The organism is Pseudobdellovibrionaceae bacterium (genome assembly GCA_020635075.1).
Taxonomy (GTDB): Bacteria; Bdellovibrionota; Bdellovibrionia; order Bdellovibrionales; family UBA1609; genus JADZEO01.
On record JACKAM010000002.1, the window covers coordinates 335,500 to 360,784 of the forward strand.

Annotated in this window: 26 protein-coding genes; 9 read left to right on the forward strand and 17 right to left on the reverse strand. The window is 50.3% G+C overall.

Annotated features, from left to right (window positions below; all coding sequences use genetic code 11):
* Positions 1–167 precede the first annotated feature (167 nt).
* A complete protein-coding gene (gene add, locus H6624_11250; protein MCB9084914.1) occupies positions 168–1,175 on the forward strand; it encodes an adenosine deaminase in 1,008 nt (335 codons plus the stop codon).
* A 270-nt stretch (positions 1,176–1,445) separates the two neighbouring features.
* Complete coding sequence (locus tag H6624_11255) at positions 1,446–2,336, forward strand: hypothetical protein (GenBank protein MCB9084915.1); 891 nt, start codon at positions 1,446–1,448, stop codon at positions 2,334–2,336.
* A gap of 50 nt (positions 2,337–2,386) precedes the next feature.
* On the opposite strand, the gene H6624_11260 is transcribed toward H6624_11255, so the two are convergent.
* The 6 genes from H6624_11260 to nth form a co-directional block, all read right to left on the reverse strand.
* Positions 2,387–3,727, reverse strand: a complete 1,341-nt coding sequence (locus H6624_11260; GenBank protein MCB9084916.1) for a hypothetical protein — start codon at positions 3,725–3,727, stop codon at positions 2,387–2,389.
* A gap of 241 nt (positions 3,728–3,968) precedes the next feature.
* On the reverse strand, positions 3,969–4,622 hold the full coding sequence (locus tag H6624_11265) for an ATP-binding cassette domain-containing protein (GenBank protein MCB9084917.1): 654 nt from the start codon (positions 4,620–4,622) through the stop codon (positions 3,969–3,971).
* The gene (locus H6624_11270) at positions 4,603–5,691 is read right to left on the reverse strand and encodes a hypothetical protein (protein ID MCB9084918.1); all 1,089 of its coding nucleotides are present in this window, start codon (positions 5,689–5,691) and stop codon (positions 4,603–4,605) included. The genes H6624_11265 and H6624_11270 overlap by 20 nt, the downstream gene beginning before the upstream one ends.
* 392 nt (positions 5,692–6,083) lie before the next feature.
* On the reverse strand, positions 6,084–7,166 hold the full coding sequence (locus H6624_11275) for a thiamine ABC transporter substrate-binding protein (protein MCB9084919.1): 1,083 nt from the start codon (positions 7,164–7,166) through the stop codon (positions 6,084–6,086).
* Positions 7,163–7,645, reverse strand: coding sequence for a DoxX family membrane protein (locus H6624_11280; GenBank protein MCB9084920.1), 483 nt, complete (start codon positions 7,643–7,645; stop codon positions 7,163–7,165). Before H6624_11280 ends, H6624_11275 begins: the two co-directional genes overlap by 4 nt.
* A 45-nt stretch (positions 7,646–7,690) precedes the next feature.
* Positions 7,691–8,383 carry an endonuclease III gene (nth, locus tag H6624_11285; protein ID MCB9084921.1) on the reverse strand — a complete coding sequence of 231 codons (693 nt, stop codon included), beginning with the start codon at positions 8,381–8,383 and terminating at the stop codon, positions 7,691–7,693.
* Between the two features lie 135 nt (positions 8,384–8,518).
* Here nth and H6624_11290 point away from each other — a divergent pair, with 135 nt between their 5' ends.
* The 3 genes from H6624_11290 to elbB all read left to right on the forward strand — a co-directional run bounded on the left by H6624_11290 (position 8,519) and on the right by elbB (position 11,205).
* Positions 8,519–9,610: a GNAT family N-acetyltransferase gene (locus H6624_11290; protein ID MCB9084922.1), complete on the forward strand. Its 1,092-nt coding sequence runs from the start codon at positions 8,519–8,521 to the stop codon at positions 9,608–9,610.
* Between the two features lie 17 nt (positions 9,611–9,627).
* Positions 9,628–10,422, forward strand: coding sequence for a hypothetical protein (locus tag H6624_11295; protein ID MCB9084923.1), 795 nt, complete (start codon positions 9,628–9,630; stop codon positions 10,420–10,422).
* Between the two features lie 135 nt (positions 10,423–10,557).
* Entirely contained in the window at positions 10,558–11,205 is a 648-nt protein-coding gene (gene elbB / locus H6624_11300) for an isoprenoid biosynthesis glyoxalase ElbB (GenBank protein MCB9084924.1), read from the forward strand.
* An 8-nt stretch (positions 11,206–11,213) separates the two neighbouring features.
* Here elbB and H6624_11305 read toward each other — a convergent pair whose 3' ends face one another.
* From H6624_11305 to H6624_11320, 4 genes are all read right to left on the reverse strand, one after another.
* Entirely contained in the window at positions 11,214–11,936 is a 723-nt protein-coding gene (locus H6624_11305) for an enoyl-CoA hydratase/isomerase family protein (protein ID MCB9084925.1), read from the reverse strand.
* Between the two features lie 2 nt (positions 11,937–11,938).
* Positions 11,939–12,622 (reverse strand): PilZ domain-containing protein, encoded by a 684-nt coding sequence (locus H6624_11310; protein MCB9084926.1) that lies wholly within the window; start codon positions 12,620–12,622, stop codon positions 11,939–11,941.
* Positions 12,623–13,031: 409 nt separating this feature from the next.
* A complete protein-coding gene (locus H6624_11315; GenBank protein MCB9084927.1) occupies positions 13,032–14,165 on the reverse strand; it encodes a citrate synthase in 1,134 nt (377 codons plus the stop codon).
* 184 nt (positions 14,166–14,349) lie between these two features.
* Positions 14,350–15,249 (reverse strand): SpoIIE family protein phosphatase, encoded by a 900-nt coding sequence (locus H6624_11320; protein MCB9084928.1) that lies wholly within the window; start codon positions 15,247–15,249, stop codon positions 14,350–14,352.
* 149 nt (positions 15,250–15,398) lie between these two features.
* Here H6624_11320 and H6624_11325 point away from each other — a divergent pair, with 149 nt between their 5' ends.
* Positions 15,399–16,277, forward strand: coding sequence for a hypothetical protein (locus tag H6624_11325; protein ID MCB9084929.1), 879 nt, complete (start codon positions 15,399–15,401; stop codon positions 16,275–16,277).
* A 15-nt stretch (positions 16,278–16,292) separates the two neighbouring features.
* Here H6624_11325 and H6624_11330 read toward each other — a convergent pair whose 3' ends face one another.
* The 4 genes from H6624_11330 to H6624_11345 are packed head-to-tail and all read right to left on the reverse strand — an operon-like array spanning position 16,293 to position 20,762.
* The gene (locus tag H6624_11330) at positions 16,293–17,945 is read right to left on the reverse strand and encodes a Na/Pi cotransporter family protein (GenBank protein ID MCB9084930.1); all 1,653 of its coding nucleotides are present in this window, start codon (positions 17,943–17,945) and stop codon (positions 16,293–16,295) included.
* On the reverse strand, positions 17,942–18,730 hold the full coding sequence (locus H6624_11335; GenBank protein MCB9084931.1) for a class I SAM-dependent methyltransferase: 789 nt from the start codon (positions 18,728–18,730) through the stop codon (positions 17,942–17,944). The genes H6624_11330 and H6624_11335 overlap by 4 nt, the downstream gene beginning before the upstream one ends.
* Complete coding sequence (locus tag H6624_11340) at positions 18,727–19,818, reverse strand: prenyltransferase (GenBank protein MCB9084932.1); 1,092 nt, start codon at positions 19,816–19,818, stop codon at positions 18,727–18,729. The genes H6624_11335 and H6624_11340 overlap by 4 nt, the downstream gene beginning before the upstream one ends.
* The gene (locus H6624_11345; GenBank protein ID MCB9084933.1) at positions 19,815–20,762 is read right to left on the reverse strand and encodes a polyprenyl synthetase family protein; all 948 of its coding nucleotides are present in this window, start codon (positions 20,760–20,762) and stop codon (positions 19,815–19,817) included. Before H6624_11345 ends, H6624_11340 begins: the two co-directional genes overlap by 4 nt.
* A 179-nt stretch (positions 20,763–20,941) precedes the next feature.
* Between H6624_11345 and H6624_11350 the strand changes: the two genes are divergently transcribed.
* From H6624_11350 to H6624_11360, 3 genes are read left to right on the forward strand one after another with little or no spacing between them, the layout of a single operon-like run.
* Positions 20,942–21,295 carry a DUF1232 domain-containing protein gene (locus H6624_11350; protein MCB9084934.1) on the forward strand — a complete coding sequence of 118 codons (354 nt, stop codon included), beginning with the start codon at positions 20,942–20,944 and terminating at the stop codon, positions 21,293–21,295.
* A 36-nt stretch (positions 21,296–21,331) separates the two neighbouring features.
* On the forward strand, positions 21,332–21,580 hold the full coding sequence (locus tag H6624_11355; protein MCB9084935.1) for a hypothetical protein: 249 nt from the start codon (positions 21,332–21,334) through the stop codon (positions 21,578–21,580).
* Positions 21,577–21,984, forward strand: a complete 408-nt coding sequence (locus H6624_11360; GenBank protein MCB9084936.1) for an acyl-CoA thioesterase — start codon at positions 21,577–21,579, stop codon at positions 21,982–21,984. The genes H6624_11355 and H6624_11360 overlap by 4 nt, the downstream gene beginning before the upstream one ends.
* A 278-nt stretch (positions 21,985–22,262) precedes the next feature.
* On the opposite strand, the gene H6624_11365 is transcribed toward H6624_11360, so the two are convergent.
* The 3 genes from H6624_11365 to H6624_11375 are packed head-to-tail and all read right to left on the reverse strand — an operon-like array spanning position 22,263 to position 25,284.
* Entirely contained in the window at positions 22,263–23,417 is a 1,155-nt protein-coding gene (locus H6624_11365; protein ID MCB9084937.1) for an AMP-binding protein, read from the reverse strand.
* A complete protein-coding gene (locus H6624_11370; GenBank protein MCB9084938.1) occupies positions 23,408–24,400 on the reverse strand; it encodes a hypothetical protein in 993 nt (330 codons plus the stop codon). Before H6624_11370 ends, H6624_11365 begins: the two co-directional genes overlap by 10 nt.
* Positions 24,397–25,284, reverse strand: a complete 888-nt coding sequence (locus H6624_11375) for a 1,4-dihydroxy-2-naphthoate polyprenyltransferase (protein ID MCB9084939.1) — start codon at positions 25,282–25,284, stop codon at positions 24,397–24,399. The genes H6624_11370 and H6624_11375 overlap by 4 nt, the downstream gene beginning before the upstream one ends.
* Between the last annotated feature and the right edge of the window lies 1 nt (position 25,285).

A 25,285-nucleotide genomic window follows, 5' to 3' on the forward strand; every position in this document is an offset into this window, starting at 1 on the left:
AATCTGGTTGGATTGTTGGTTGAAAAGGTCGGTTCCTAGATAGTCAAAATTAACCAAAAGTTCCAGGGAAAACGGAGGTTTCACCAGAGGAATCGGCCACCTCTTTTGTGATTTGCGTCAATATTTCTTTCTTGTCCCCCCTGGCAGGTAAACCTATTCTGAGATTTATGAATTTACGTGAAATGCCCAAAGTCGAACTACACCGCCATCTGGAGTTGAGCCTGCGTCATGAGACCATGAAGGAGCTGGCTCCTGCCTGCGGGATCGATGTCCCTGACCAAGCCGCCTTCGCCGACCGTTTTTTGATCACCGAGCCCATGACCAACCTGGGAGCGGTTCTCAACAAGTTTTTGGACACCCAGGTCCTGCTCAATTCCACCGAGGTGCTGGAGCGCATTTCCTATGAAGCCTGTTTAGACGCCTACCTCCAAGAGGGCATTCGCATTCTAGAGCTTCGTTATGCTCCCACCTACGTGCGCCAGGGTCACGAACACATATCCTTTCAACAAATCCATGAAGCGATCGTGAAAGGTTGCAAACAGGCGCAACAGGAAGTCCCTTTGGCCGTTGGTCTGATTTGCATCATTCAGCGGATTTTGCCGGTCCCGGAAGCCGAAGCCATTACCCAGTTTGCTATAGATAATCGCGAGACCTTTATCGGCCTCGACCTGGCCGATAACGAAGAGGGTTTTGACTCCAAACCTTTTTCGCCTTTTTTCCATCGGGCTGCGGAGGCGGGATTGGGCATAACCATTCACAGTGGCGAAGCCAATGTGCCCAAAGCACCTCGTTATGTGAAAGACGCCATTGAATATTTAGGCGCCACTCGCATCGGTCATGGAGTGCAGATTTATCGCGATCATGAAATGATGGACTACGTGAAAGAGCGCAACGTCACCCTAGAACTTTGTCCCACTTCCAATTGGCTGACTCAGGCTATTCCCAGAGTGGAAGAACACCCCTTTCGACTATTGATGGAAGCCGGCGTGCGCACCACCATCAACTCCGATGACCCAGGGATTTTTAACATCGACTTGGTCAACGAGTACGACATCCTTAGCCGTCATCACGGTTTCACTGAGGATGAGTTCACCCACTGTAATGACATTGCCGCAGAGGCGAGCTTTATTCCTCTCGGCGACAAACAAAAAGCCTGGCCCAGACCCATCGGCTAACCAAAAGTTCAAGCTTGGACGAAGGGCTTATTCCATTCTTAAGACTGAGACTCTGAGCGTAAAAGAGTGTGGACACGATTACACTGTAGGCACTGCGCCGTGTGGTTTTTTGCCAACACTTTCTGGTACTATTCTGGGACCTTCTGTGATGCGTCCTTTCCAAATCAGAAAAGCATTTAAAAACTGTTGATGCCTCCCATAAATCCGCATAACCCTATATGAGTCAGAAAAATGGACAACACACGAGATTTTTAAAAAGGAGACTCCGTTATGAAATCTCTCATTAGCACTCTTGCTGCTTTGGGCTTTGCCGTTGCTGCTAACGCTGCAACACCTATTCAATCCGAATTCTTTTATCAGGCAGAAACAGACAACAACGTTCTGACTCCTGAGCTGACTTACGACACCATGTCAATCAAGGCAAAAGGTGGCGGAAAGATGGAAGTTTCCGGTCAGGTTCTGAACCTTACCTATGAGCGTGGCATCAACGACATGTTCTCTGCTGGCGCGACTATTGGCTACACAACCACATCCAATGAAACCACTGGTTCAGCTGACGAAGACACTAAAGGACTCAACGATATCACCTTCTTTGGTAAGGGCCGTTACGCTTTTACCGAGGATGGAAGCATGCACTACGGCGCTAACCTCCACTTCAGCCCCAGCGACAAAGAGACTGACTCTACTGGCACAACAACTGAAGTTGATGCCGTTTCTGGTGGAAACACCCTCCAGCCTTGGGTGGGCTACCAGTGGCTGTTCGGCTCCAACGTTTTCGGTCTGAAGCTGCAAATGGATATGGCTTTGGGCGACAGGACACTTAAGACTAAAGGTTCTACCGCCAAAACAACTGAAACTGGCGGCGAGACCACTGAGTTCTCTCTGTTCTACGAAATGCCTCATGAAATGGGTGCTGTTGGCTTTGTCGGTTTCTATCAGACCGTTACTGAGACTGAGACAAAGACATCAGGAACTACAACTAAAGGCGATGACGACTACACTCTGATGGGTCTTGGCGTTTACAGCCCCTATAAGTTCTCTGAAACTGCTGAAGTTATTGGTGAGTTGACTTACTCCACTATCACTTCTGATTTTGGAACAACTAAGCTCGATTCTTCTTCCGACCTGCAGATTTCTGTAGCTGGCCGCTTCATGTTCTAATAGCAGAACAAGATTCTGGTACAAAAAGGCGGCCTTCGAGCCGCCTTTTTTTATTGTGAATTGCTTTTGGAGGAGAACTTCACATCGGGCATTGGGTGGCCGGTCAGCCGTTGCATAAAGTTCTTTTGGAAATGGGCGGGTTCGACGACCTTGCCTTCCTTCATTTCGTAAAAACTGTCCCTCTCGTAGTGCTTAGAGGCCACGTAGTCGGCCACCATGAAATCAAAAAAAGTGCCGCGACGTAATTGATCTTCCAGCTCCGTTTGAATCTCCGCCCAAGTTGCGACCCGCGGTCCATACATCAAGCTCACCGTGTGGGTTTGACATACCAAATCCGGATAGGCCTCTGCCAGCTCCCGGGCAAGAAGTGCCGTTTGCTTGTAGGCCCTCAGCTCGCTAATGGCCCTAAGCTGATCGTACTCGCGACGGGCGAGCAAGTACTCCTTGGCCATCTCTTCCATCTTGGCCTGAGTGGCGGCCATTCCGTCTTTGAAACCCTTCTCTTCAACCGAAGAGGGCGAGCGAGCGCCTTCCTCCTGGCCCCGGGCAAATTTTCCGGCAAGGGCGGAGCCCATGGACTTTTTCTTTTCTTCGATATGTTCCATCATCTTCTGCGCCATCACGTATTCGGCCATTTGTTGGCGAAACTCCTGTCCCACCCGACGCACTTGGTGAGCCGCCACCGTAAGCTCGGGCATCTTTTGACTGAAGTCACAGCCATGACTCAACTCATGAGCCAAGCCAAGCAGTGCCCCAACAGGGTCCTCATTGAAATCAAAGCGCAAATACGTCGCGTAGAGTTTTTGCGTTTCACCAGCGGCGGTTGCGGGAACCATGTCGAGGGACATCTTTTCACTTGAAGAAAGTTCCGAGCCCACAATCAAGCGACCCATCGGCCCCTTTACCAACATCGGATGACGGGCATCCGAGTTGTAACACTTCAGCACCTTCAATCCTGTTTCAGTTAATGCCAAGGCCTGTTCCAACTCTTTGTAATACTCATCGCCTTTGTCCAGCCGACTCTGGGCCGTCGGAAACCTTTGCACCAGTTGGTACATTTTCTTGGCCAACTTGTTTTGCGGCGCTTTTGGCAGGGACTCATGAAAGGTATTGTTCAAACGCTGACTAATGGTCTCCAGGTACGATCGCACCTGCTTGTTTTCCCGCCAGCTCTCTTCTTGGATCGTCTCCAGGCTCTTGGCGAAGGAATCCAGTCCCTTGTACATGGCCCTCACCTCGGGATGCCGATGATCCTTTAAATGACGATGGGATTTGCCCAGGTCACTGGGCTTAGTGAGCTTGGGAAAGTCGCCCGCCACCCGAGGTTTAGCGCTGCTGCAGGTGTCGCCAATGTCTTTTCCTACAGCTACGCTGACCCAAATAAGGCTCAAAAGGACCAACTGGGTCCGCCCTACTTGTCTCACTATGGAATGCCAAACAGTACTTCTCATGTGTCTCTTATCGGTCCTTTGGTCTGGGCTCAAGAGAGGAAATCCGCTCCAGATGTGGATTTCCTCTAATATTTAGAGCAAACCCTGGGGGGAAAAGGTCAATGGAAGAGTATCTTCCAAACGGGATTGCCCGAATGGCCAAGGAACTCGAACCGGTCCTTATATGTCGTATTGATGAAGATTATGGCAAGGGTGCGGTGAAACCGGAGTCCGCAAGGAGTCTTCCGTTTTGCATACGCACAACATGAGCTCCAAGAGCATCCACATCTTCGCGGTCGTGGGTGATCAAAAGAGTGGGCACATTGAATTCCTCAATGACCGACTTCACTAATTGACGAGCCTCTCCCCTGAGATCTGCATCTAGGGCTGAAAAGGGCTCATCCAGAAATAGAAATCTCGGCTTGCCCGCCAGGGCCCTGGCGATGGCCACCCGCTGTTGCTCACCACCAGAAAGAAGTCTGCATTTGCGATTCAAGAATGGGGAGAGCTGGAGAGCTGAAACCAGTCGACTCATCAAAGCCTGCTGATCCTCCAAGGGAATTTTTCGCGCCCTAAAGGCGAACTCGATATTTTCCCTGGCCGTCATGTGGGGAAATAATTCCAAGGACTGAAAAACCACACCCAAGCGTCGCTCGGGCACGCTTAGCTGAGCCAGGTCTTCCTCTTTGAATTTCCATGACAGACCGGGACAATCTTCCAGTCCTATCAACAGCCGAAACACCGATGTCTTGCCCGAACCCGAGGGCCCCCACAAGGCAGTAATACCTGAGTCGGAAATCTCCCACTCGGGAATATCAATTTTGAAGTCGCCGTAGTCACGACAGAGATTTTTTATGAACGACAAATCCCAAGCTCCCAAAAAAGAGAAAACATAGAGAACTAACACAGATTAAAATCAGATTTAACACTGTGGCCAGCTCCAGGCGATAGGAAGTCATGTAACCTTTGACCATAAGGCCTAAGGTTGAACTGGACTCAGCCACAATTGAACTCAAGGCAAAGTCGCCGCAAGCCCAAAACGCCGCTAACCCTGCCAACCACAGAAATCCAGAACTCACCTGGGGGAACTCGATTTGCCAAAAGATCAGTGTCCAACTGGCCCCCGCCACTCGTGCCACCTGAACCTGTCGGGAAACTGAATGAAGTAGGGAACGCCCCATCAGACGATAAAGCCCGGGTAGAAACAATAAGCCAAGCCCCAAAATCATAGCCAGATGAGAGCCCCAAAGGCCATAAAATCCAAACAGTAAAAATGCAAAACCTGTAACCACAGCACTCGGTGACGCGTATCCGGTCAAGAATTGATCCAGCCCCCAATGAGGACTTAGTCCTGCCACCAACAGCAATAAAATGAACACAAAAATGCCAGTTCCCACTCCAACCAATAGAGTGTGAAAAACCAATTCAGGCAAAAGAGAGACTAATAAATCTGTTTGAAGAAGTTGTTCGATACCCAGTTGGAGCCCAGAAAATTGTGCAGTGAGGACGAAAACACTAAAGAGAATTGGAGGAACTAATCCGGGAATCCAGGTCAGGTATCGAACCTGATATCGTCCCTGCTGGCGAACATCTGAACTCCGACTGAGAATAAGGGAAAAACCAAACAAAAAAAGCATTTGCACAAGGGAAAGCACAAAGGCCTGAGACCAACCTCCGCCTTGACGGATTTTTTCGTAAATCAGCACCTCAATCGTCTGGCCATTGAGACCACCCATTATTAAGGGGACGGCGAAGGATGCAAAGCAAAGAGCAAAAACATAGAACGCCAACAGTGCCAGATCGGCCCGAAGATAGCCGAGCAGACCTGTCCGAACCAAACTCCATCGAGAAGCCCCTTCCACCCAGGCCAACTCAACCATTCCACCCAACTTGCCACTAATTAATCGGCTGATCGTTACCGCCACTAGGCCTGCACACATCAATGTATGAACCAAGACTATGCCGCGGAGACCAAATGGATAGTGACCTATTAATCCGGATAGGTTCAAAACCGGAAGTATGACGAACAGGGCGGGTAAGAACCCTGGTAGTAGGCAAAAAACCTCCAGCCATCCTCTAAACCTGGAATTCTGCCAATGAAGAAGCCCAAGGGCACCACCTAACCCCAAAATCATAGAAGCAATGGAGCTCAAAAAGCTCTGCGCCGTAGTTTTCCACAAAACATCGATGAGGTGGCCCAAGGCTGGCCATTGCCAATTTGAGGAAAATAGGAGTATTGCAAACAGGGGACCAACCAAGATCGCGCCAAGTCCTATGCGGCACAATGATCTGAGTCTACTCTCCATGGGGAATATCCCTATTGAACATAGTCTTTGAGCTGATCGACAAAAGCCTGTGGCAAGTTATCCTTGTGGCGAATGAAAACTCGCATCTGCTCAAAATCCATCAAGGGGAGTTTTGGCAATTGAGAAAACAAACTGTCACCAACAACCCCTGCTACAACTGGAAACATATAATTCCTCTCCATCAAAATTTTCTGAGAGGATGGGCGCAGTAAATAGTGCACAAATTCCTCTGCCTTTAGGCATGCGTCACAATCCTTAGGTATGGCCGCCCATTCCACTTCAACCGGATGCCCCTCTTTAAATACCGCCGGCTGATAGGAAAAATCCTTTTCCTCCTGCCAGTGATACACAGGAGAAGTGCCATAAGAAAAAGTGAGTTTCGCTGACTTCTTGCGAAACATCCCATAGGAGGCGCTCCAGCTTGGAGCAATTGACATCAATGAATGGGAAAGTGCCTTCATGCGCTCTTGGGACAACTCTTCCCGCTGAGATCCCGAAAAAACCCATGTCACCAAATGAATTCCAGATACCGCGTAACGTGGATCCGGAACTGAGAGGCTGTCGGCATACACCGACTTGGACAAATCAGACCAGGATTTCGGAGGCTCAATTTCTCCCTTGCGGTAGATAAAGGTCATTGGCGCCCATGAGAATGGTAACATCTTGGCCATTCCATTCACCTTGAATCTCTCAGGAGGGGGAATTCCTTTATTCCATTCAACACCTTCGGGCCACTGCATGTTTCGCCAGGAAAATTCCGTACGCGCCTTGAAAGTGTGAGCAACACTCAAACCTAAGACCAAATCCACTTTCCGCTCGGGGAATTGAATGAGCTTTTCAAGAAAAAGAGCCGAATCCCCACCGTCCACATATTCGATGATACAATCACACAAGGTCTCAAACTCTTTCTTCAGCAGAGGGCCAGGTCCGGACGGCAACATGAAGGAGCCGTAGGTCATCACGCGCACGACTTGCCGCTTGTCGGGCTTCGGTCCGTATTCTCTTACATTACGGATCACCCATCCCACCATGATCAACACGACAATGGCAGCAATTACGACCTGAATAATCAGGAAGCGGGATTTATTCATCACCACCAAATTCCCCGTTGGCGCTTGTAGAAGAAGTAATCAAAACCCATACAACGACCGGCGCCCACCCACCACATAATGATAAATACAGCGAGAAACATGCGATGGAGGTCGGCGACTGAAGGACCGGTGTTGTAGAAAAAATTGATGGTCAAAAACACGCCCATCAAGGCTACCGGCCGCACCAAAAATCCAATCAAAAAACTCACGCCAATGATGAACTCAGTACAAGTAATGAGGTAGGCAAATATCTTCCAGTTGGGGACCACCACTGTTTCCAAAACGTCTTTGTACCACTCAGGGGCAGTGCTAATCGGCAACCATTCGTCGATGGACCGACTCAAAATCGGCTGAACGAGGAAGTCACCATCAAATCTCTCCAGGGCACGTTCCAAAAAGAAGTACCCCATGTAAAGCCTGAGAAAAGCGATGGGCAACATATGTCCCACATATTTTACACTTTCAAAGAAGGAAACGATCATAGACCCATCTTCTCCCACCATGAGTAAGGGTGTCAACGAAGGCCTTTAGAGACGTCGGGGGCATAGCTCAAAAAGAAAACATTTTTCACAGTCTGCTTTTCGTGCTCGACAAACAGTGCGGCCGTGATGGATCAACCAGTGGGAAAAGTTGATCCAATGCTCCTTGGGAACCATCTCCACCAGCTCCCTCTCAATCTTGACGGCATCCTTGCCACGGACAAAACCCAGGCGGTTACTCAAGCGGGTGACGTGAGTATCCACCACGACGCCAGAAGGGATCTGGAAGGCATTACCTAAAACCACATTGGCTGTTTTGCGGCCGACTCCCGCCAGTTGCGTCAATTGATCCAAGTCCTGAGGAACCTCGCCATTATGGTCTTGTAAAAGCTGACGGCAACAACTCTGAATATTTTTTGCCTTATTTCTAAAAAAACCAGTGGAGCGGATATCCTCTTCCAGGTCGCTCAATTTGGCCTGGGCATAGCCTTCAAGGTCGGGATACTTTTTAAACAGTCTCTCGGTCACTTTGTTGACCCGCTCGTCTGTACACTGGGCACTCAAAATCGTGGCAATTAACAGCTCAACCGGCGTCGAGTAGTTGAGAGCACAATGGGCATTGGGGTAGTAGCGCTCCAGTAGGCTCACCACTTCGCCCATTCTCTCTCGACGTTTAGCCAGGGACTCTCGTCCAGCAAGAGCTTTACCCACCTTTTTTTTCCTCGTCTGAGATCGACTCATATGACTCCTCTGGCCCAGGGGTACAGATGCCCACGGCCGAAGTCAAGGCTGCAACTCCGCCGCTGGTCCGGATTTCCCAGGTCCCGTCGCAGACACGGCAACGATTGGCTACAATATTATTGAGAGGAGTCGCCCATGGATGGACCAAGAGCCCCACAGGACGTGGAGTTAAGCCAAGTTTTCGAATTTCTCGACACTCAGCTTCGACCAAAAGCAGATTGGTCGATTAAGCAGGAATACCCAACTGCTCTGACTAAAGAAAACTCGGGAAACATTCGAATTATCAAGTCCAATGACAAAATCATTGCCCACGCAGTTGTTCACTACAGTTTGACGAAAACAGCAGCTGGGATTTTTAAAGTTGCGGCCATTGGCAGCGTCGTAACTGATCCCGAGTTTCGCAATCAGGGACTGAGCCGACAGGTGATCGAATCCTGCCTTAAAACGGCGGAACTACACGGCTGTGACTTCGCCGTGTTGTGGACCAACCTGTATGACTTTTATCGCAAATTTGAATTCGAGCTGGCTGGCTCCGAAGTCGCCTTGGTGATCGAAAAGGAATTCAGCCCTCCGAATGAAAACCTACGTATTATGGAGACCACCAAAGTGGCAGCCGAGGCTCTGTTGCGAGTTTACTCACAGCACACCGTTGGAGCCATTCGTATTGCCGAGGACTTTCGTAAGTACCTCGCCATTCCCAACACCAAGCTCTACACCGCCTGGGATGCACACAACAATCTGAAGGCCTATGCCGTGGAAGGCAAGGGTGTGGATCTGGTTGGATATATTCATGAGTGGGGCGGTTCAGTCTCGAGCCTCTTGCCTTTATTGGCTCATGTTCGGCGGCAAGCCAAAACGCCTATTACGATCATCGCCTCGGGAAGGGCCACTAATCTTTCACGACAACTGGTGGAGTACGGCGCTCTGAAAAACGAAGGCTTTTTGGGGATGATCAAGATTCTAAATCCCAAAAACCTGTGTTTCAAACTCATGCGCTACGCCCGCGCCCTGGGAAAAGAAGACTGGGTTTTCGACTACAGCGAAGGGCTTTACTATATAGGCACCTCAAAAGGACTTTTTAAAACCGACAGCCCGAAAGATGTGGTCAAGTTGGTGTTTGGCCCCCTTAAAGCCCACGAGATCAAGGGCTTTGACGAAGAGACAACTAAGGTAATGGAAGAGGTTCTTCCCATTCCCTTTTGGATCTGGGGCTGGGACTCCATATGAGTGACAGAGGGGTGGAAGTGGCACAGTCGAACATTCGCACTCTCATGGCCATTCACTTTGCCCTGACCTTGTTTATGCCCGTTCTGATTTTTCTTCTCGTCGGATGTACCGAAGACCCCGAAGTGAAAAAGGCTGAACTCGGCCCTCAGTCAACAGTAGAGCAAGTGAACAAGGCTCTCGACGACGCCATGGAAAACCGCAGCCCAATGGAAACTAAAGTGGGTGACCAGGTTCTTTATGAGATCAATCAAAGAGTGGAAACCAGCACCGTCATTAAACTTAAAGACGTGATCATGGACGTCAAGACCCGCCAGGAAGATGACAAGTTTGTCATTTACCTCATTGACGAAACCACCACGGACTATCAAGGTGAAGAGCCTGACGTGGTCAAAAAAGAAGTGGAGTGGCGAATTGCCAAACCGGAACTTCCTGAACTGCCGCCCTTATCTCTCTCTCCATTTCGAGTTTTGACTGCCCAACAAGAGGTATTAGCCAAGGCCCCTCCTGTCACTTTTCACAATTTGAGCATCACCAAAGGTATTCGCCCTGCTCCGCCTGCCGTCGTCGACACCTCCGATTGTCGCGGACTCTCACCCTGTCACCTCAATGTCACCGAGGTGAATTTCGACCTGGTCGAGTGGCCCAAACCCGATGACTGGAAGGTCACCAAGTACCGCTACATCTATTCATCTGACACACCCTACCCCGCCCACCTGGTCCTTCTCTGTGTAAAGACTCTGGTGGACACAGAGGCTCGGGATTATTTTGTTTCCCAGTGTCAAATCCTCAAGGACTTCATCAAAGGTCCATAAGGTGCCAGGTTCCGAAAATGCAACTCGATGCACAAACTGATGTGAAGCTTTGCCCTCATATCAGTTTTTGCTTCGAGTTGCATTTTCGGAACCTGGCACCTTATGGTAGCCTTGCGTCTTTAGAGGAGGTTTCCCATGAAAAATGTTGCTGTCGTTTTGTCTGGCTGTGGCTTTAAAGATGGAGCCGAGATCACTGAAGCCGTGAGCACTTTGATTGCGCTGAGCGAATTTGGCGCCCACTACCAGGTCTTTGCACCAAACATGGACGTGACCAGCACCAATCATTTGCAGGACTCCAGCGGCGAGACCCGCAATTTGATGGTCGAGAGCGCACGCATTGCCCGCGGTGACGTCAAGGACATCAAGACTCTCAATTCCGACCAATTTGATGCCGTGGTTTTTCCCGGTGGCTTTGGTGCTGCTCTCCATCTTTGTAACTGGGCGCAAAATGGTTCCGCTTGTACGGTGAACCCGGAAGTGGAAAAGACGATTAAGGCGTTTTACTCCCAATCCAAACCCATTGGGGCCATCTGTATCGCTCCGGCTCTCATTGCCCGCGTTCTTGGTGAGCACGGAGTGACTGTTACCATCGGCAACGACAAAGAAACCGCCCAAGAGATTGGCAAAACCGGAGCCCAGCATGTGGAATGCGCTGTCGATGACTATGTGACAGATCGGGAACGCAAAGTCATCACCACTCCGGCTTACATGTACGATGCCAAACCCAACCAGGTATTCACTGGTGTGCGCAAGGCGATCAAAGAATTGGTGGAAATGGCCTAATCAGCCTCTTATCCTAAGGCCTTTTTGAATCGTTCAAGGACACGCTTGTGGCTGGGATTCAGCCACAGGCTTTCAAATATCTTCACTTCTCGTCCAGAATTCCAAGATCGAATACTCTTAAGCGGCTCTTTGGGCCAGCGAATGGCCCTTTCCAGCCACTGCCGAGCAGCTGTCTCTGCCCGTTCTGGCAAGACAATTTCATGTACCAGTTTCATGGCTCTGGCTTCATAACTGGAGTAGGTGCGGGCTTCAATAAGAGCTCTCAACATAGACCCCGTGCCTAATTTCTTTTCCCACCGGGCCCCTCCGCCCCAACCGAATGTCAATGAAAGTCGACGCTGCCAAAACCCAAGGTGAGCTTCAGGCGTAGCGACAACATGATCAAAAACACTGAGCACTTCCATACCGCCACCGAAGCAGTCCCCCGACACAACTGCTACTTTTGGCGCCGGCAGGGCATTGAGTTTTTGCAGAACCTGGCGAATGCGCAGATTAGCTCGTAAGCCCTGCATGCGGAATTTCATTGAGGCATAATGGCTTAAGTTTCCGCCGGTGCAAAAAAATCGAGGACTGGCCGACCGAAACAGCAGGCCATCAAATTGGCCCTTGTATTGTTTCAAGGCTTGAGCCAAAGAATCAGCTTCGGCCTGGCCAAAGGAATTGCCGTGCTTAATATTTCCTAAGGTGATGACGAGAATTCGATTTTCCAGAACTGCAGTCAGAGTTTTCAAAATCAGACTTTTTCCATGAGTTGGCGGTAGATGTCGTCGTACTTTACGAACTTCATACCCGCACCCTGACCTCCGGTGCAAGAACCACTTCGGGTGATCCACACAATTTTTGCATTCATGACGTGCTCCCGCCCCAGATCATGAAGGTGAACCTTAAGCTTCACCAGATCTCCAACCGACACGTTTGACTTGCCAAAGAACTCGCAGTAGGCACCGCCCATGCTCAGATTATAAATGTGAGAAGGGAGAACCTCACCGGACATGAAAGTCTCCATAGTTGCAATCTGATGGGTAGGAAAACGCTTAAACCTCTGCTGAGTGATTGACCTAGAGACCATAAGTTTTCTAGCCACCCCAACGAAGGCTCTCTCATCAAATGGCTTGGGCAAAAAGAACAAACGATGATCCTCTCGGCCCAAGAAGCGATCAAAGCGCAGATCATCGGCCAAAATCAGTGTCGGCGCATTGAATCCCTCCTTACGCAGATCCATTGTAAAATCATAATCGTCTTTGCGAAATTGCTTGGTCTCGTAGGCAAGAAGGTGAATGGCCTTATTCTCCACAATGGCCCGAGCAGTGCGCTCATCGAAGGAAAGGTGCACAGGATAGGGAAGCTTGGTCTCCAAGGCCAGTCGCATGGCCTCCGCCTCCGTCACCGAATTGCAGTGAAGTAGTATCTTCTGCACTGTTTTGCGCCCCTTGTACTTTTGTCCAGTAAATTACCAGGAGCAGATATGGTTCGCTTCTTAGCTTGTTCTTTTTCCCAATTTCTAGACTCTGTCTCCTTGAATTAGCTTCTGGCTAGTCCTTCGTCGACACAGTCTAGAACTAGAAAAAAATCCCTGCGCTAATAAGCAAACTATATCTGCTCCTGGTAATTATATCTTTTCGGTATTGGTTTTGCCGAGGCTTAGAGGAGATTGAAACGAGGGCTCGTTTTATTGCCGATAAAACGAAGAAGTTTTGGTCACGTCAGGCCAGGTCAAAACTCATAAATGAATGTTCGATTTACTGTCTAAGATCTCGTCGCGCCCCAAAACAAAACGCCTCTGAAAGAGGCGTTCAGGTTAAGATCAGATCTCTAAAGCCCGCAGATTAGCGGTCCGAAGCCGGAACCCACTTGAGGCCTTCATTGCCCGTCCACTGTCCGCGAGGACGGTAAATTCGGTTGTTGGCGTATTGCTCGAAAATGTGCGCCAACCACCCAGACACCCGGGAAACGGCAAAAATGGGAGTGTAAAGATCCAAGGGAATACCCAAGCTGTAATAAACCGTGGCTGAATAAAAATCCACGTTAGGAAGCAATCCCTTTTCGCGCTCAACTGTATCGTGGATGACTTTGGACATTTCAAACCAGTGAGCCTGGTTGGTTTTCTTGGTCATCATTTGGCTCATGCCACTGAGGATTTTCGCCCGTGGGTCGCCGTTCTTGTAAACCCGGTGACCAAAGCCCATGACCTTTTTCTTTTGATCAAGAGCTTCGCGCACCCACTTGGTAGCCCCATCGACCGTGCCTATTTCTTTAAGCATGCGCATGACCTGCTCATTGGCTCCACCGTGAAGAGGACCCTTTAGAGCCCCAATGGCCGACGTCACCGCCGAATAGATGTCACTCAAAGAAGATGAAGTCACTCGGGCAGAAAAGGCCGAACAGTTGAGCTCGTGATCAGCATGGAGGATCAAACAAACGTCAAAAACCCGCACCGTATCAGCATCGGGCTCTTCTCCCGTCATCATGTACAAAAAGTTCCAGGCCAGGCTTTTATCGGCCTTTGGAGCCACATAGGCTTTGCCCTGGCGGGTGCGCTCAAATAAGGCAACCAGTGTTCCCATTCTGGCTGTCAATCGCATGGCCACATTCTTTTGAGCTTGCTCTGTTTCACCCTGTGCTTCTTTATCCCACAGAGCCAACATGGAGCAGCCCGTACGCAACCAGGCCATGGGATGAACATCCTTGGTGGGTAAAGCCTGAAGCTGCTTCACCAACTCGGCATCTAGCCCCATGTCCTTGCTTAGCTCGGCACAAAAACTGGCCAACTCATCGGCCTTGGGAAGACGGTTGTTCCACAAAAGAAAAACCACTTCTTCAAAGTTGGAGTTTTCTGCCAGGTCTTCAATCGTATAGCCACGAAAACAGAGTGTGGTGTCGACAATTGATGAAATCGCTGTGGTACAGGCAATAACACCTTCAAGACCGCGATCAACAGCACCGGCATAAACTTCGGACATAGAATGGAATCCTTTCGAATAAAGTGGGTTTCACAGAGTCGGGACAACCTGAGAAACTCTTATTGTATCCGATTTTCCTTACCATTCAATCAAGCCTAGCCTCAAGGACTGGACCTTAATTTTCCTTAGGAAATCCCCACTCGTCATTGTGCGTCGGAATGGGTGAACTTGTGTCGCTTTCAGGCTAGTTTTTGGCCAACTTGATCACTCGGTCTTTCACTTCCGCCACAATGACTGTTTGGTCCCTTTTGGGCTCCTGATACTGACCAAACTTCTGGGTCTGATAGAGTATTTGATTTCTCAACTCATGCACGCCCCGCTTAGGCCCTTCGAGGACGGCCTTGACCACCCTCTCCTGACCAAAAACCTCTCCATCGGCATTGGTCACACCCGAAATGCCCCGTGTGCACACCACCAAACGATCCCTCGGGTTCAGAGCCACTTTATGGCTCTCCGTGATGTCAGAAAATTCGTTGGTTATCATTCCCCCGGACGATTTCAAGGGCTTCAGTTCACCCGAAGCATAATCCTGGGTTAATGCCACCACGTCCCCCAGGCGGCAGTAGTGAAGTTCGAAGGTGCGTCGATCAATCAAGGCGTAAAAGATGTCGATCTTGTCCCCTTCTCTCAGGCCGGCGCGCAAATCACCCGCCAGCAGATTAAGGATTTCATGTGGAGCCGACCCTCTGCGCGCCTCCATGCGTGCCGACATCTTTAGGAGAACCGACATAAAAAGCGCCGAGGTGGAATAGCCCGAGGAACTTGCCGCCACAATGCCGAAGTGCATGGGATCATCATGTTCAAAGATATCGAAGTAGTCGCCTCCGGAGACCGCACTGGGAATAAACTTGGTGCTAAACTCTAAGCCTGAAATATTGGGGAATTCCGTCGGAACCAGCAGGCGCTGAATATTCTCTGCGGATTTCAAATCGGCAGCCACCTGGGCAATCAGGTTTTCCAGTCGAGAGTTGGCTTCCGACAGCTCTCGACGAAAGCGAGCCAAATCCTCCTCACGCTGACGGACCTCACCCTCAAGTTCCTGAATGCGCTTTTTAAGGTGAGTTTCATTTTCTTGGCCGCTCATTGACTCTAGATTGTCAGAGTCTCGACGATGGATGTCAACAGATGCCTCCCCCACCTTCTTCTCCCCATAAATGCCCAGGATAAGGGCAATAATGCGGGGCACTATTTTAAGTTCTTGAAAGTTTTACAGAGCTATTCTACCGCTAAGATATGGATCCAAAACGTCGAATTACCTGGGAAAAACTCTCCCTTGATTTGGAGCTGTTGACGGTCGAAGACCCTGGCTCATTGGCACCGGTGCTGATCGGTGTGAACACCCTATTGGAGAATCTGGATTCGGGCGAAGCTATCTTGCGCGTTCTCAACTTCATGGCCTACGAACTTTCTGCTCTGTCGTCCGATTTGAACGAACAAGATCGATTTCTGTTACTGAATGACTACTTTTTTAATCGCAAAGGCTTTCAAAGCCGCCCGCCCGTCAGCGGTGCCATTCACCGTGAAGATCTTTTGATTCAACCCGTGTTACAGAACAAAGTGGGACACCCAATGGTTTTGGCCCTCATCTACAGTCATTTGGCCACCCAGGTGGATATTCCCGCCTTTTTGATCAACCTCCCCTGCCACGCAATCTTGAAGTGGGTGCGCGGAGGACGTTCCAGCTATGTGGATCTCACAGAGAATGGCAGTCTTCTGGAAGAAGATCGATTGATCCAGTTGGTAAATCGCACCTTCAATAGTGACGAAGATTCCAAATCAGAATCTCTCGACATTTTGCCGAGCCGCCAGGTTATTCTTCGCTATTTGACTCTGCTATTGGAACACCACGAAATGGTCGACGAAAAGGACCAACTTCTGCTGCTCTATAATGTTTTGCTCAAGATGGAACCTTCAAATCTCAAGGTTCTGGCCAGGCGGTCACTGCTTTTGCGTGAGATGGGCCAAGCCAAAGAGGCCATTGCCGATTTGAAGCGCTACTTTTCTTTTGTCGATCGCAGCCAGGCCTCTCCCGAGCTGCAAATGGCCTTTTTGGAGCTGCAACAAATCACAGAGCCCAATCTGTTCGCTCAACAGGGCGAGTACCTGCACTAGGTGTCAGTCACCCAACTAAATCGCCACCATTAAATTGTACGAATGTTTGTTGATCTGACGAAGCAGATGAACAATCTCGCCCATTTGCACCAGGTCCTCGCTTTGGCCGGACATGGTTCCCAATAGGCCAAGCAAGCGATGGGAGTTCTTTTCTGCACGAGCCGTCTTGTCACGAAATTGTGGCCACAACTCCTCTTCTTCCTTTTCATGGGAAAGCCGCGGACCAATGAGCAGGTGAAACACATACTCAAAAGTCTCCATCACCGATTCCATGTACTGGCGAAGGGCTAAGCGCAGTTCCACATCCAAAGGTTCGTCCAAAACCAGACGCTGGTGACTGGATACTAACCTTTGGCAACAGTCGGCGATACTTTCTAACTCGTCCGCCACTTTGAGCAGACGTCGCGCCTCTTCACCCTGCTTTTGGGTCAGGCTTACGCGAATGACTTGACCTAGAAACTCAAACACTTCGCGCTGAATGTTGTCGGTAATTGCTTCATACTTGAGAACTTTATCGCGACTGTCTGAATCCTTGCCTTCCCCTTCAATCTCGACCTTGGTGAGCTGAAGAATGGTCTCTGTCATGGCCGCAAGCTTCTGCACTTCCTGCCGGGCCTGAGTCAGAGCCAGAGCCGGTGGCAGGTGATGGGGCAAACCGTTAAATACCAATCGCTGGGATTCCTTGCGGTAGCGATCGGGAATCACCCGCTTCACCAATCGCAATATGATCCCGCTGACCAACACCCCGTAGAGAGACAAAAACACTCGATAAAGACCAAAGCCCACGACAACTTTTAGGGCTTCAGATGGAAGACCCGAGCCTAAAAGACTGGCTACGGACTCAGTGCAAGCCCAAAACAACTCAAAAAATCCATACAGGAGCAAAAGTCCGGTTAGATAATTGATCGCCAAGCCTGCAGACCCACGGCGGGAAATGGTGTTGGCATCCCGGGCCGCCCAAAGGGCGGGAAACACCGACGTCCAACTGGCTCCAGCCAAAAACACCACCGCCAGTTCAGGGCTTATCAAAGACAAATTGGCCATGACCGCAACAATGGCCGCCAAGGCTACCGAGGAACGAATAAAGACACTGCATAGGCCAGCTAGGCCAGCGGTGACCAAAAATATCTTTGGCGAAAGGTGACTTTCAACTAGCCAATTCCCCGCCATGTCCCTGACCCACTCGGGATTTACCACCCCAAAATGCACTAAGCGAGTGCTCAGCAACAACAAGCCAAAGGCAAAGACGAGCTTTCCCACGTTGGCCAAAGTTCCCCAACGGGCATAGAGCATGGGGAACACGCCAATCCCCAAAAAGTAAATGTCCAACAGGCCGGTGTTGAATCCAAACAGAAGCGGAGTTGCAGCTGTGCCGAGTTGTACCCCGGTTAAGAAAAAGTACAGCTTCGGTAAATTGAGCAAGCCCGAATTGGCAAAGCCAATGGACATGACTGAAGTGGACAAACCAGACTGCACAAAGAAAGCTGTCAACAATCCTGAACCATAGGCGACAAAAGAGTTGTGATGAATGCCATTCACCAATCGCCGCAGCAGCGGTTCTGCCAGGACCTGAAGTGAGTCGGACAAAAACCGCAGCCCCATCAGTGTAAGGCCCAGCGCCGCGGCCAAGGAAAACACCAGGATAAAGAGAATCTCGGGACTACTCAAAGACCCTCCACCTGAAACTCAACTTTGTCGCCCGGAAAGTAAACATCGTAGCGAACACTCTTGCCCACATACTGATGACGGGCTCCCGTCGCCACTGGTGGAGCCTGCACGGGTCGTTTGACCACCACCCGATCCTTCACCACCTTTAACGCCTGCGCCAACAACTCCCCGTCCGATTCGGGAGTATGAGAGAACAGAATCTGAAGCAGTTGAGCCTCTTTGCCACTCAGGGCTGATTTCTTTTTGCTCGGAAACATTGGGTCCAAAAATACCACATCCGGAGACTCATCCCGATCATAAAGTTCTCGTAAATACTGCCGAGCATCAGCATGGATGATTTTGAGGGATTTTAGATCAGACCGATCCCCCTCCGCGGCACAGGCCCTGCCGAGAGCCGCTTGCAGTAAGAAACTCAAAACAGCAGATCTCTCCACCGCCGTCACCTCAAAGCCCAAACCTACGAGATGAAGACTGTCTCGCCCAAGGCCAGCGGTTACATCCACCGCCCGGTGGCCTTTGATTTTTCCCAGTGCTTTGGAGAGCACATCACCCGGCCCCTTGAGCTCAAAGCGTCTGCGCTTCCATTCACCTAGGGAGAAATCAATCACCAGTGGCTTCATATCGGGTAACTCCCGACTGACCAAACCCCAGGCATTGTCCACCACCACCAGACAAACGGGACTCTGTTTAATATCATCGACAAGCGGAATGCCAAGTTCAAGGGCGAGACTGGATAGGTCCTGATTTTGCCCCGCAGAAGTGTTCAGAAGAGACACTCTGCTCATGACAGCTGGGCTCGCCAAATCAAAAACAGTAAGAGGTTCAACCCCATGCCCATGAGCAGGTGAAAGGCCAAGCCTTCCTGCCAAATTCCAATCAGCTGCGACGACAGGGGAGAACGCACGGCCTTCAAACGACTATAGATTCGCAACAAGCTTGCCACCAGAGGCACAAACACCAGGGCCTGCCAGTAAGCCTCGACTCGCGTGACCAAATAAACCGCCAATAGAGAAAACAACAATAGAAACTGTCCACCGATCAAAAGCTTAGATTTTTCAAAGCCAAGCCGACTCACCAAGGTTCCCGTTTTGGCCTGACTGTCGGCCATCAGGTTTTCCATATTACGGAGCTGTATGCACAAGGAGGCGCCAATACCATAAAGACTGCCAATGATGAAAATCGCCGGCTGAACCCGACCAGAAACCGCCAAAGAAAACCCAGCCGTTAGCAAAGGACCCATGCCCAAAAACACCAACAGATTCCCTAGGCCCAGGGATTTGAAACCCTTTCCCGCGTAGGAAAAGCTCAATACTAAAACCATGGCCAGAGCACCAATGAGGAGCATCGACCAGGTGTGATGGGTCAGAGCCGGCAACCCCAACAACAGTCCCAATCCAAAAAACCACAGGGCCCAGGTCTTGGCGCGGGCGGCGGTAATCCAGCCACATTGAATGATCTGACTGCCACCAAATCGCGTAAGGCGATCCACGCCGGCCCAGTGGTCGTTGTAGTCATTCAACAAAAAAGCAGCTCCATGCCATGACAACACGGCCAGAACTGAAGACAAGGCCATCCACCAGTTGATCGACCAACCCGAGGCCAATGAAAAAATCAGCACGGTGGCCACCGGACCTAAAGTCAACGGCAGCAACAGCGGACGAAATCCCTGCCAAAGCACGCGCCACAGTGGTGGAGCGTTGACTTCCGTCATCGCAACAATCCGAAAGGTGACCTTTTCATCGGCACTTCCCACATGAAGGGAGTCCACAGGCAAGGCTCGTTCGATTTCTGAAAAGGTGCCGTCCAAATAGGCGGAGATCCGATCGTCACTTTTTGCCAAAGTAATAAATCGGTTGCCTATGCTGGGCTTCAAGCTTTCCTCCAGTACAAGGGCATGGGCAGTGTATCCAGTCTTGAGATCAACCCGTGTTGACCTTCTGGCAGCATTTCCCGGAGAGTCTCCAAATGGTGGCGGTAAAGATCGATCACCTGTTGGTTCATTCGATCAAAGCTCTCTAACTTTCTTTGGAATTCTTCCACGCCCACCACGTTGAGGACAGCTTCCATGGACTCGGCCCTTTTAAGCTCAGCTCTTTGTGTGGAGGACAAATCATGGGCCAGATAGGCGCCAAAAGAATTTAGGTAACCAGATTTTAGGTCACCCAACACTTCTTTTTTTTCAAAATTGCGCACATTAAAATCCAACAGGTCATCACTTCGTTGAAAAAGAAGGCCCAGCAATTCACCTAACTTCTCCAATACCTCGTGTAATTTGGGATCATAGTGTTCGTTGGCAATAAAGGGGGCGCGAATACACCACTTGAACAAAGAGGCCGTCTTAAGGCTGTGAACCTGATCCAGTTGTCCGATTTGAACATTCCAATCGTGAACCAAAGTATCCTGGATCCACTCCCCCTCCAAAAGGTCCGAGATTATCTCCGCCGTGTACTGAATCAGGCGCAGATTACCAAAGCGGGAAAGGTTCACCATTACTCGGGCTAAAAGATAGTCCCCTGCCAACACGGCATATTCAGGTGTGTATTTCAGCCATGCTGCGGTCTTATTCCGTCGCAGAGGAGAGCGGTCAATCAAGTCATCGTGAAGTAAGGATGCGTTGTGGACAAACTCAATGGTTTGCCCGAGCAGACGAACGGTTTCATCAGGCAAGGAAAGCGGCTCCGAGACCATGCCAATCAACTTGGAGCGAAATCCCTTGCCGGCAGAAAATAAATCATCATACAAGGCACTCAGCTTTGGCAGATAACTGGGAAAGTCGCTTTCGGAGTAGATCTTATAGTCTTTCATTCTCGCCCTGATTGGTTGCAAAACCTGGAGGCCTTTTTTAACAGAATGACTCTTGCTGTCAAGGAGAAGTTCCCCCGAAAATCATGCGGAAATTATTGAAACAACTGGGATTTTGCCATCTGCCTTGGCAGTCTCATGAAACTGAGGATAGACTGGGGCGTGAGCGGCGCATTACCTAGGAACCAAGAGCTATGACCTTTATCAAAAAACTTCTCACCTTTCTCCGCAATGTGGTCCAAGACGAACGCATTCCCGCAAGGGACAAAAAGGTGCTATTGGCTCTGATCGCCCTGATCGTCAGCCCGGTGGACATTATTCCGGACTGGATTCCCATACTTGGCTTGGTCGACGACTTTGTTCTCGTGGCCATCGTCTTGGACTATTTTTTTGAAGTTCTGGATTCCGAAGTCCTTCTCAGCCACTACCCGTGGGGCATGAAGAGCTTTACGGCTCTCAGGCAATCCTCCCGACTGATCACCCGCCTGACGCCCCGATCTCTCAAGAATCTGATTTGGAAGTACGAGAGCTCTCCCTACAAAAAATAAATTCCAATTGCTTAGGTCATCTACTAGAGTTGACCTATGGCTGAGATTTCGAAACAGGAAATAATTGAAAAGCAGAGGAAATTCCTCCACGATATTTCGTCCCAGCTAATGATCGCCATGGGCATGGTGGAGACCACCCATGCCCTGTTATCCAGGGATGGCCGCGAGGCTGATGCGGAAAAATTGGAGAAGGCCCGCAAGGCCCTCACCAGAATGTCTGAAATGCTCAAAGCTCACCGATCTGAAATCAAAAACCTCATGGCAGAAACGAAGAACATCCAATGAAGTTTTCCCGGCAACTGACATGTCATTTTGATCAATGTGATCCCGCCGGGATCATGTTCTATGGCCATGTCTTTACTATTAGCCACCAAACGATCGAGTGTTTTCTTCAACACATTGGCATCGGTTGGGAGGAGTGGTTTCGCCACCCCACCTATGCCGTTCCCGTCCGCCACAGCGAAGCCGATTTTACAGTCCCCATTCGCGCGGGTGAAAAGTTCAAAGCGGTTCTCGAAATCACCAAAATGGGAAAAACCAGCCTCAGCTTTACCGTGACTCTGCAAAACGAGCAGGGACAAGCCTGTGCCGTTATCAAATCAGCCCATGTTTTTGTTAACAAATCCGATGGGCAAAAAGCCTCCCTGCCCAGCGAGTTTTCCGAACGTTTGCAGCGCTACCTCACCTAAAATTGATTGCCCCAATTAAATGTTGATCTACAAAATCCTTTATCCGTGTGGTCGGTCCTCTGCCGACCATTCTCCGTAAATCCTCACGCGCCTTATCGGCCGCAGGCGCGTCTTCGGACTGCGTCAGCGTTGCCGCCGCAGTTCGTTCGGCCGAGCCTATTCCCTTTGGTCACTCAGCCTCCCGCCCTGCGCGACGGCGAGGATTCGGATTCACGGGAATGGCTCGGCACTCGGACCTTACACAGACAAAGGCAGCCAAAGGTTTTGCAGTCCAACATTTAATTGGGGCGAAGGAGGATTAATTTTAAGAGTTCAGAGCGGCGGATTTTGCCGAGGGGGGTTTTGGGAATTTCTGCAACTGTTTTGATTTCTGAAATGCGCTCATAGGGTAAAAGACTGGCGTTGATTCTTTCCAACAGAGAGGCTGATTCATTAGTGGCTAAACGGCTGTTTTCCGTGACCAGAATGATTTTGTTTTCTTGGCGAGAATCGGGGATGGCCAGGACTGCAATCTGACCGGGATTCAGATCTGAACTCAATTGGGACTCAACAAGACTCTGCAACCGATTGAGGTCCACCAATTCGCCCATCACCTTGACCAGATCATCGGTGCGCCCAAGAGGCCTCAGGGTTCCGGGTACACTCAGGTCCACTCGATCCTGGCTGTGAAACCAACCATCGCAAAGGGGATTTTGAAACCGAAATCCGCCTGGAGAGAAAAATAAATAGCCCTGCAACAAAGAGGGAGACGATATCTCTAAACACCCCGCCTCATCTATTCGAGTCTCAACGTGGGGTAAAATCCTGAGAGCCGGATAATCCAGATGCTCTAATGAAGACATGGATGCCGTGGCCACTTGCGAGCAACATTCCGTCATGCCGTAAGTGGGAAGGAGCGGCCATCCCAGTTCTCGTCCACGAAGATACAAATCCTTAGACAATGAGCCCCCGCCTACGAGAACACCACGCAACGACTCCGGCGCTCGCAGCTGCGATTGCACCAAATCAAAAACCTGGGTGGGCACCAATGAGGTCCAAGTGGCTTTGCCCTCCCGCACCTGGTTGGTGAATACCTGTGGATTCCACCCCCCTTGGTGGCGGACAACAGAGCTGCCCGACAAAAAGGCCCGAGCCCAAATGGAGAGTCCACCAACATGAAAATCGGGAAGACAATGGTACCAAACGTCCGATGCCTTTACTTGCAGATGCTGATTCACCGCCTCGGCCGAGGCTAAAAAGGCAGACCGACTCAGAAGGATGATCTTTTTTTCCTGGGACTCCGTCGTTCCCGAACTCATCACGCCAATGGCCTGATGAGCTTGATCACAGGCAAAAAAGCTCTGCTCCAGTAGATCTGTTTCGTTCTTCGATAGCCGCGGATTTAAGAACAATTGGGCACCGTTGCCCTGCCAGTCAATGGGCCCTAAAGACATTCCGTCCACTCACAGTCGTCCAACTGCTGACTAAAACCAATGCCCACATCGTCGGTTCCCAACTGCAAGTAACCATCCGTAAAGATTCCGTCGTCAAAGGCAGTCGGATGATAAATGGGTCGACTTTCAAATCCACCGGCCTCCACCTTCTGCGGGTTAATGCCATAAAAGTTCATGGCGTAAGCCAAAGCCATCATTCGCCCAACCGGGTGATCCATGGCATGGGTGAACACCCAGCGTTTTTGGCCAAACAGATCGGCACACTTTTCAATATCTTCACCTGAGTTGCGCACAGGCTTGATCACCAGGACATCGGCACCGCTCAGGTCCTGATCCCAGCGCAACTCCTGATCCAAGGCCATGGGAATGCCCCATTTATCTCGAAAGGCCTTCCACTGATCAGGATCATAGGGAAAGGGGTCCTCAAAAAAATCGATGCAGGGGAGAAAATCTTGGCCCAATCCAGAAATCCACTGACTTAAACTCTCGGGGTCTCCCGTCAGATTAAAATCAAGCCGGAGCTTCATGTCTTCGGGTAAGACTGATATCAATCGCCTTAAAAAATGACCGGCCTCCTCCAGATTAGGTCCCACTTTGAGCTTAATAACGGCGTACCCTTGGTTGGAAATATCATTGAGAAGAGGCAGAGAAAAATTCTCCCAATCGGGTAAAGTGTAATGACTGGACAACACGGGTTCAGTGGGGAAGAGACTTTCACCTTTACTCCGTGCCCCTGCATCCCAGCGCGCCAACTCAAGGGAACGGGCCAACAGTGGGCTGGGCCGATCCTTCTGCAGTCCCTCTAGCTGAATGTAAGCCGGGTCATCTCCAAACTCAGGCCACGGATGACAGTCGGCATAGCCGAGGCCAGCATCAGAAAACTCAACCTTTAATAAAAACCCCTGGCGCGGAGATGGGTCTTTGGACTTGGCATTTAAGGCAAAAAGGGGATTCAGAGTGTAGGGCGAGTACCAAACCTTCATGTAAGAATGAGTCCTAAACTGAGCTGTAGCCCAAACAATAGGTGAATCAATCCCGCCCGAGCTAGGAACGAATTAAAAACCGGCCCGGGTTCATTCTGTTGTACCCCTTTTACCACTCCCCATGCAAGTGGTGCCACCACAAGGGGCAAAAGGGCCGCGGCCCAATGACCTTTGATGAGCCAGTAGCCTGAAAGAATAAAGCTGGCCAACATCAGCAAAGTGATTTCTGCACGAGCAAACCTCACTCCAAATCGCACAGCGAGAGTCTTTTTGTTCACTTTCTTGTCTTGGTTCACGTCGCGGAGGTTGTTGATGGCAATCAACACGGTGGCCAGTAAACCCACCTGACTTCCCGCCACCCAAACCTCCTGATCAAAGCGTCCGGTATGGAGAAAGTAAACTCCGCCGACCGCCACCCAGCCAAAAAACAGGATCACAAACAAATCTCCCAGGCCCTTATAGGCCAAGGGGAAGGGCCCACCCGTATAGGCGTAGCCAAAAAACAAAGACACCAGGCCAATGCCGACGATGACCCAACCGCCTTCCATGACCAGCGGTATTCCACACAAGACCGCCAAGACAAAACTCAAAGCTCCAGCCAACATCACCCCTTTTTCGGAAATCAATCCGGACTGGGTCACCCGTTGGGGACCCAAGCGTTCCTCGGTGTCAGCACCCTTTTTGAAATCCAGCGCATCGTTAAACAGGTTGGTCCCCACTTGAATAAACAGGGCACCCAAAACCGCCCACAGACTCATCCACAGGTTAGTGTCCCCTGCCACACGAAAAGCCAGAGCCGTCCCAACAAGGACGGGCACCACAGCCGCCGTCAAAGTTTTGGGGCGAAAAGCCAATAACCATGGTTTTAGGACGAGTGTGCTCATG

What these genes read in the sequence shown, in the direction of transcription:
- add (MCB9084914.1), top strand. Translation starts at nt 168, where the DNA reads ATGAATTTACGTGAAATGCCCAAAGTCGAACTACACCGCCATCTGGAG.
- H6624_11255 (MCB9084915.1), top strand. Translation starts at nt 1,446, where the DNA reads ATGAAATCTCTCATTAGCACTCTTGCTGCTTTGGGCTTTGCCGTTGCT.
- H6624_11280 (MCB9084920.1), bottom strand. Translation starts at nt 7,645, where the DNA reads ATGATCGTTTCCTTCTTTGAAAGTGTAAAATATGTGGGACATATGTTG.
- nth (MCB9084921.1), bottom strand. Translation starts at nt 8,383, where the DNA reads ATGAGTCGATCTCAGACGAGGAAAAAAAAGGTGGGTAAAGCTCTTGCT.
- H6624_11290 (MCB9084922.1), top strand. Translation starts at nt 8,519, where the DNA reads ATGGATGGACCAAGAGCCCCACAGGACGTGGAGTTAAGCCAAGTTTTC.
- elbB (MCB9084924.1), top strand. Translation starts at nt 10,558, where the DNA reads ATGAAAAATGTTGCTGTCGTTTTGTCTGGCTGTGGCTTTAAAGATGGA.
- H6624_11315 (MCB9084927.1), bottom strand. Translation starts at nt 14,165, where the DNA reads ATGTCCGAAGTTTATGCCGGTGCTGTTGATCGCGGTCTTGAAGGTGTT.
- H6624_11320 (MCB9084928.1), bottom strand. Translation starts at nt 15,249, where the DNA reads ATGAGCGGCCAAGAAAATGAAACTCACCTTAAAAAGCGCATTCAGGAA.
- H6624_11325 (MCB9084929.1), top strand. Translation starts at nt 15,399, where the DNA reads ATGGATCCAAAACGTCGAATTACCTGGGAAAAACTCTCCCTTGATTTG.
- H6624_11335 (MCB9084931.1), bottom strand. Translation starts at nt 18,730, where the DNA reads ATGAGCAGAGTGTCTCTTCTGAACACTTCTGCGGGGCAAAATCAGGAC.
- H6624_11350 (MCB9084934.1), top strand. Translation starts at nt 20,942, where the DNA reads ATGACCTTTATCAAAAAACTTCTCACCTTTCTCCGCAATGTGGTCCAA.
- H6624_11355 (MCB9084935.1), top strand. Translation starts at nt 21,332, where the DNA reads ATGGCTGAGATTTCGAAACAGGAAATAATTGAAAAGCAGAGGAAATTC.
- H6624_11360 (MCB9084936.1), top strand. Translation starts at nt 21,577, where the DNA reads ATGAAGTTTTCCCGGCAACTGACATGTCATTTTGATCAATGTGATCCC.
- H6624_11365 (MCB9084937.1), bottom strand. Translation starts at nt 23,417, where the DNA reads ATGTCTTTAGGGCCCATTGACTGGCAGGGCAACGGTGCCCAATTGTTC.
- H6624_11370 (MCB9084938.1), bottom strand. Translation starts at nt 24,400, where the DNA reads ATGAAGGTTTGGTACTCGCCCTACACTCTGAATCCCCTTTTTGCCTTA.
- H6624_11375 (MCB9084939.1), bottom strand. Translation starts at nt 25,284, where the DNA reads ATGAGCACACTCGTCCTAAAACCATGGTTATTGGCTTTTCGCCCCAAA.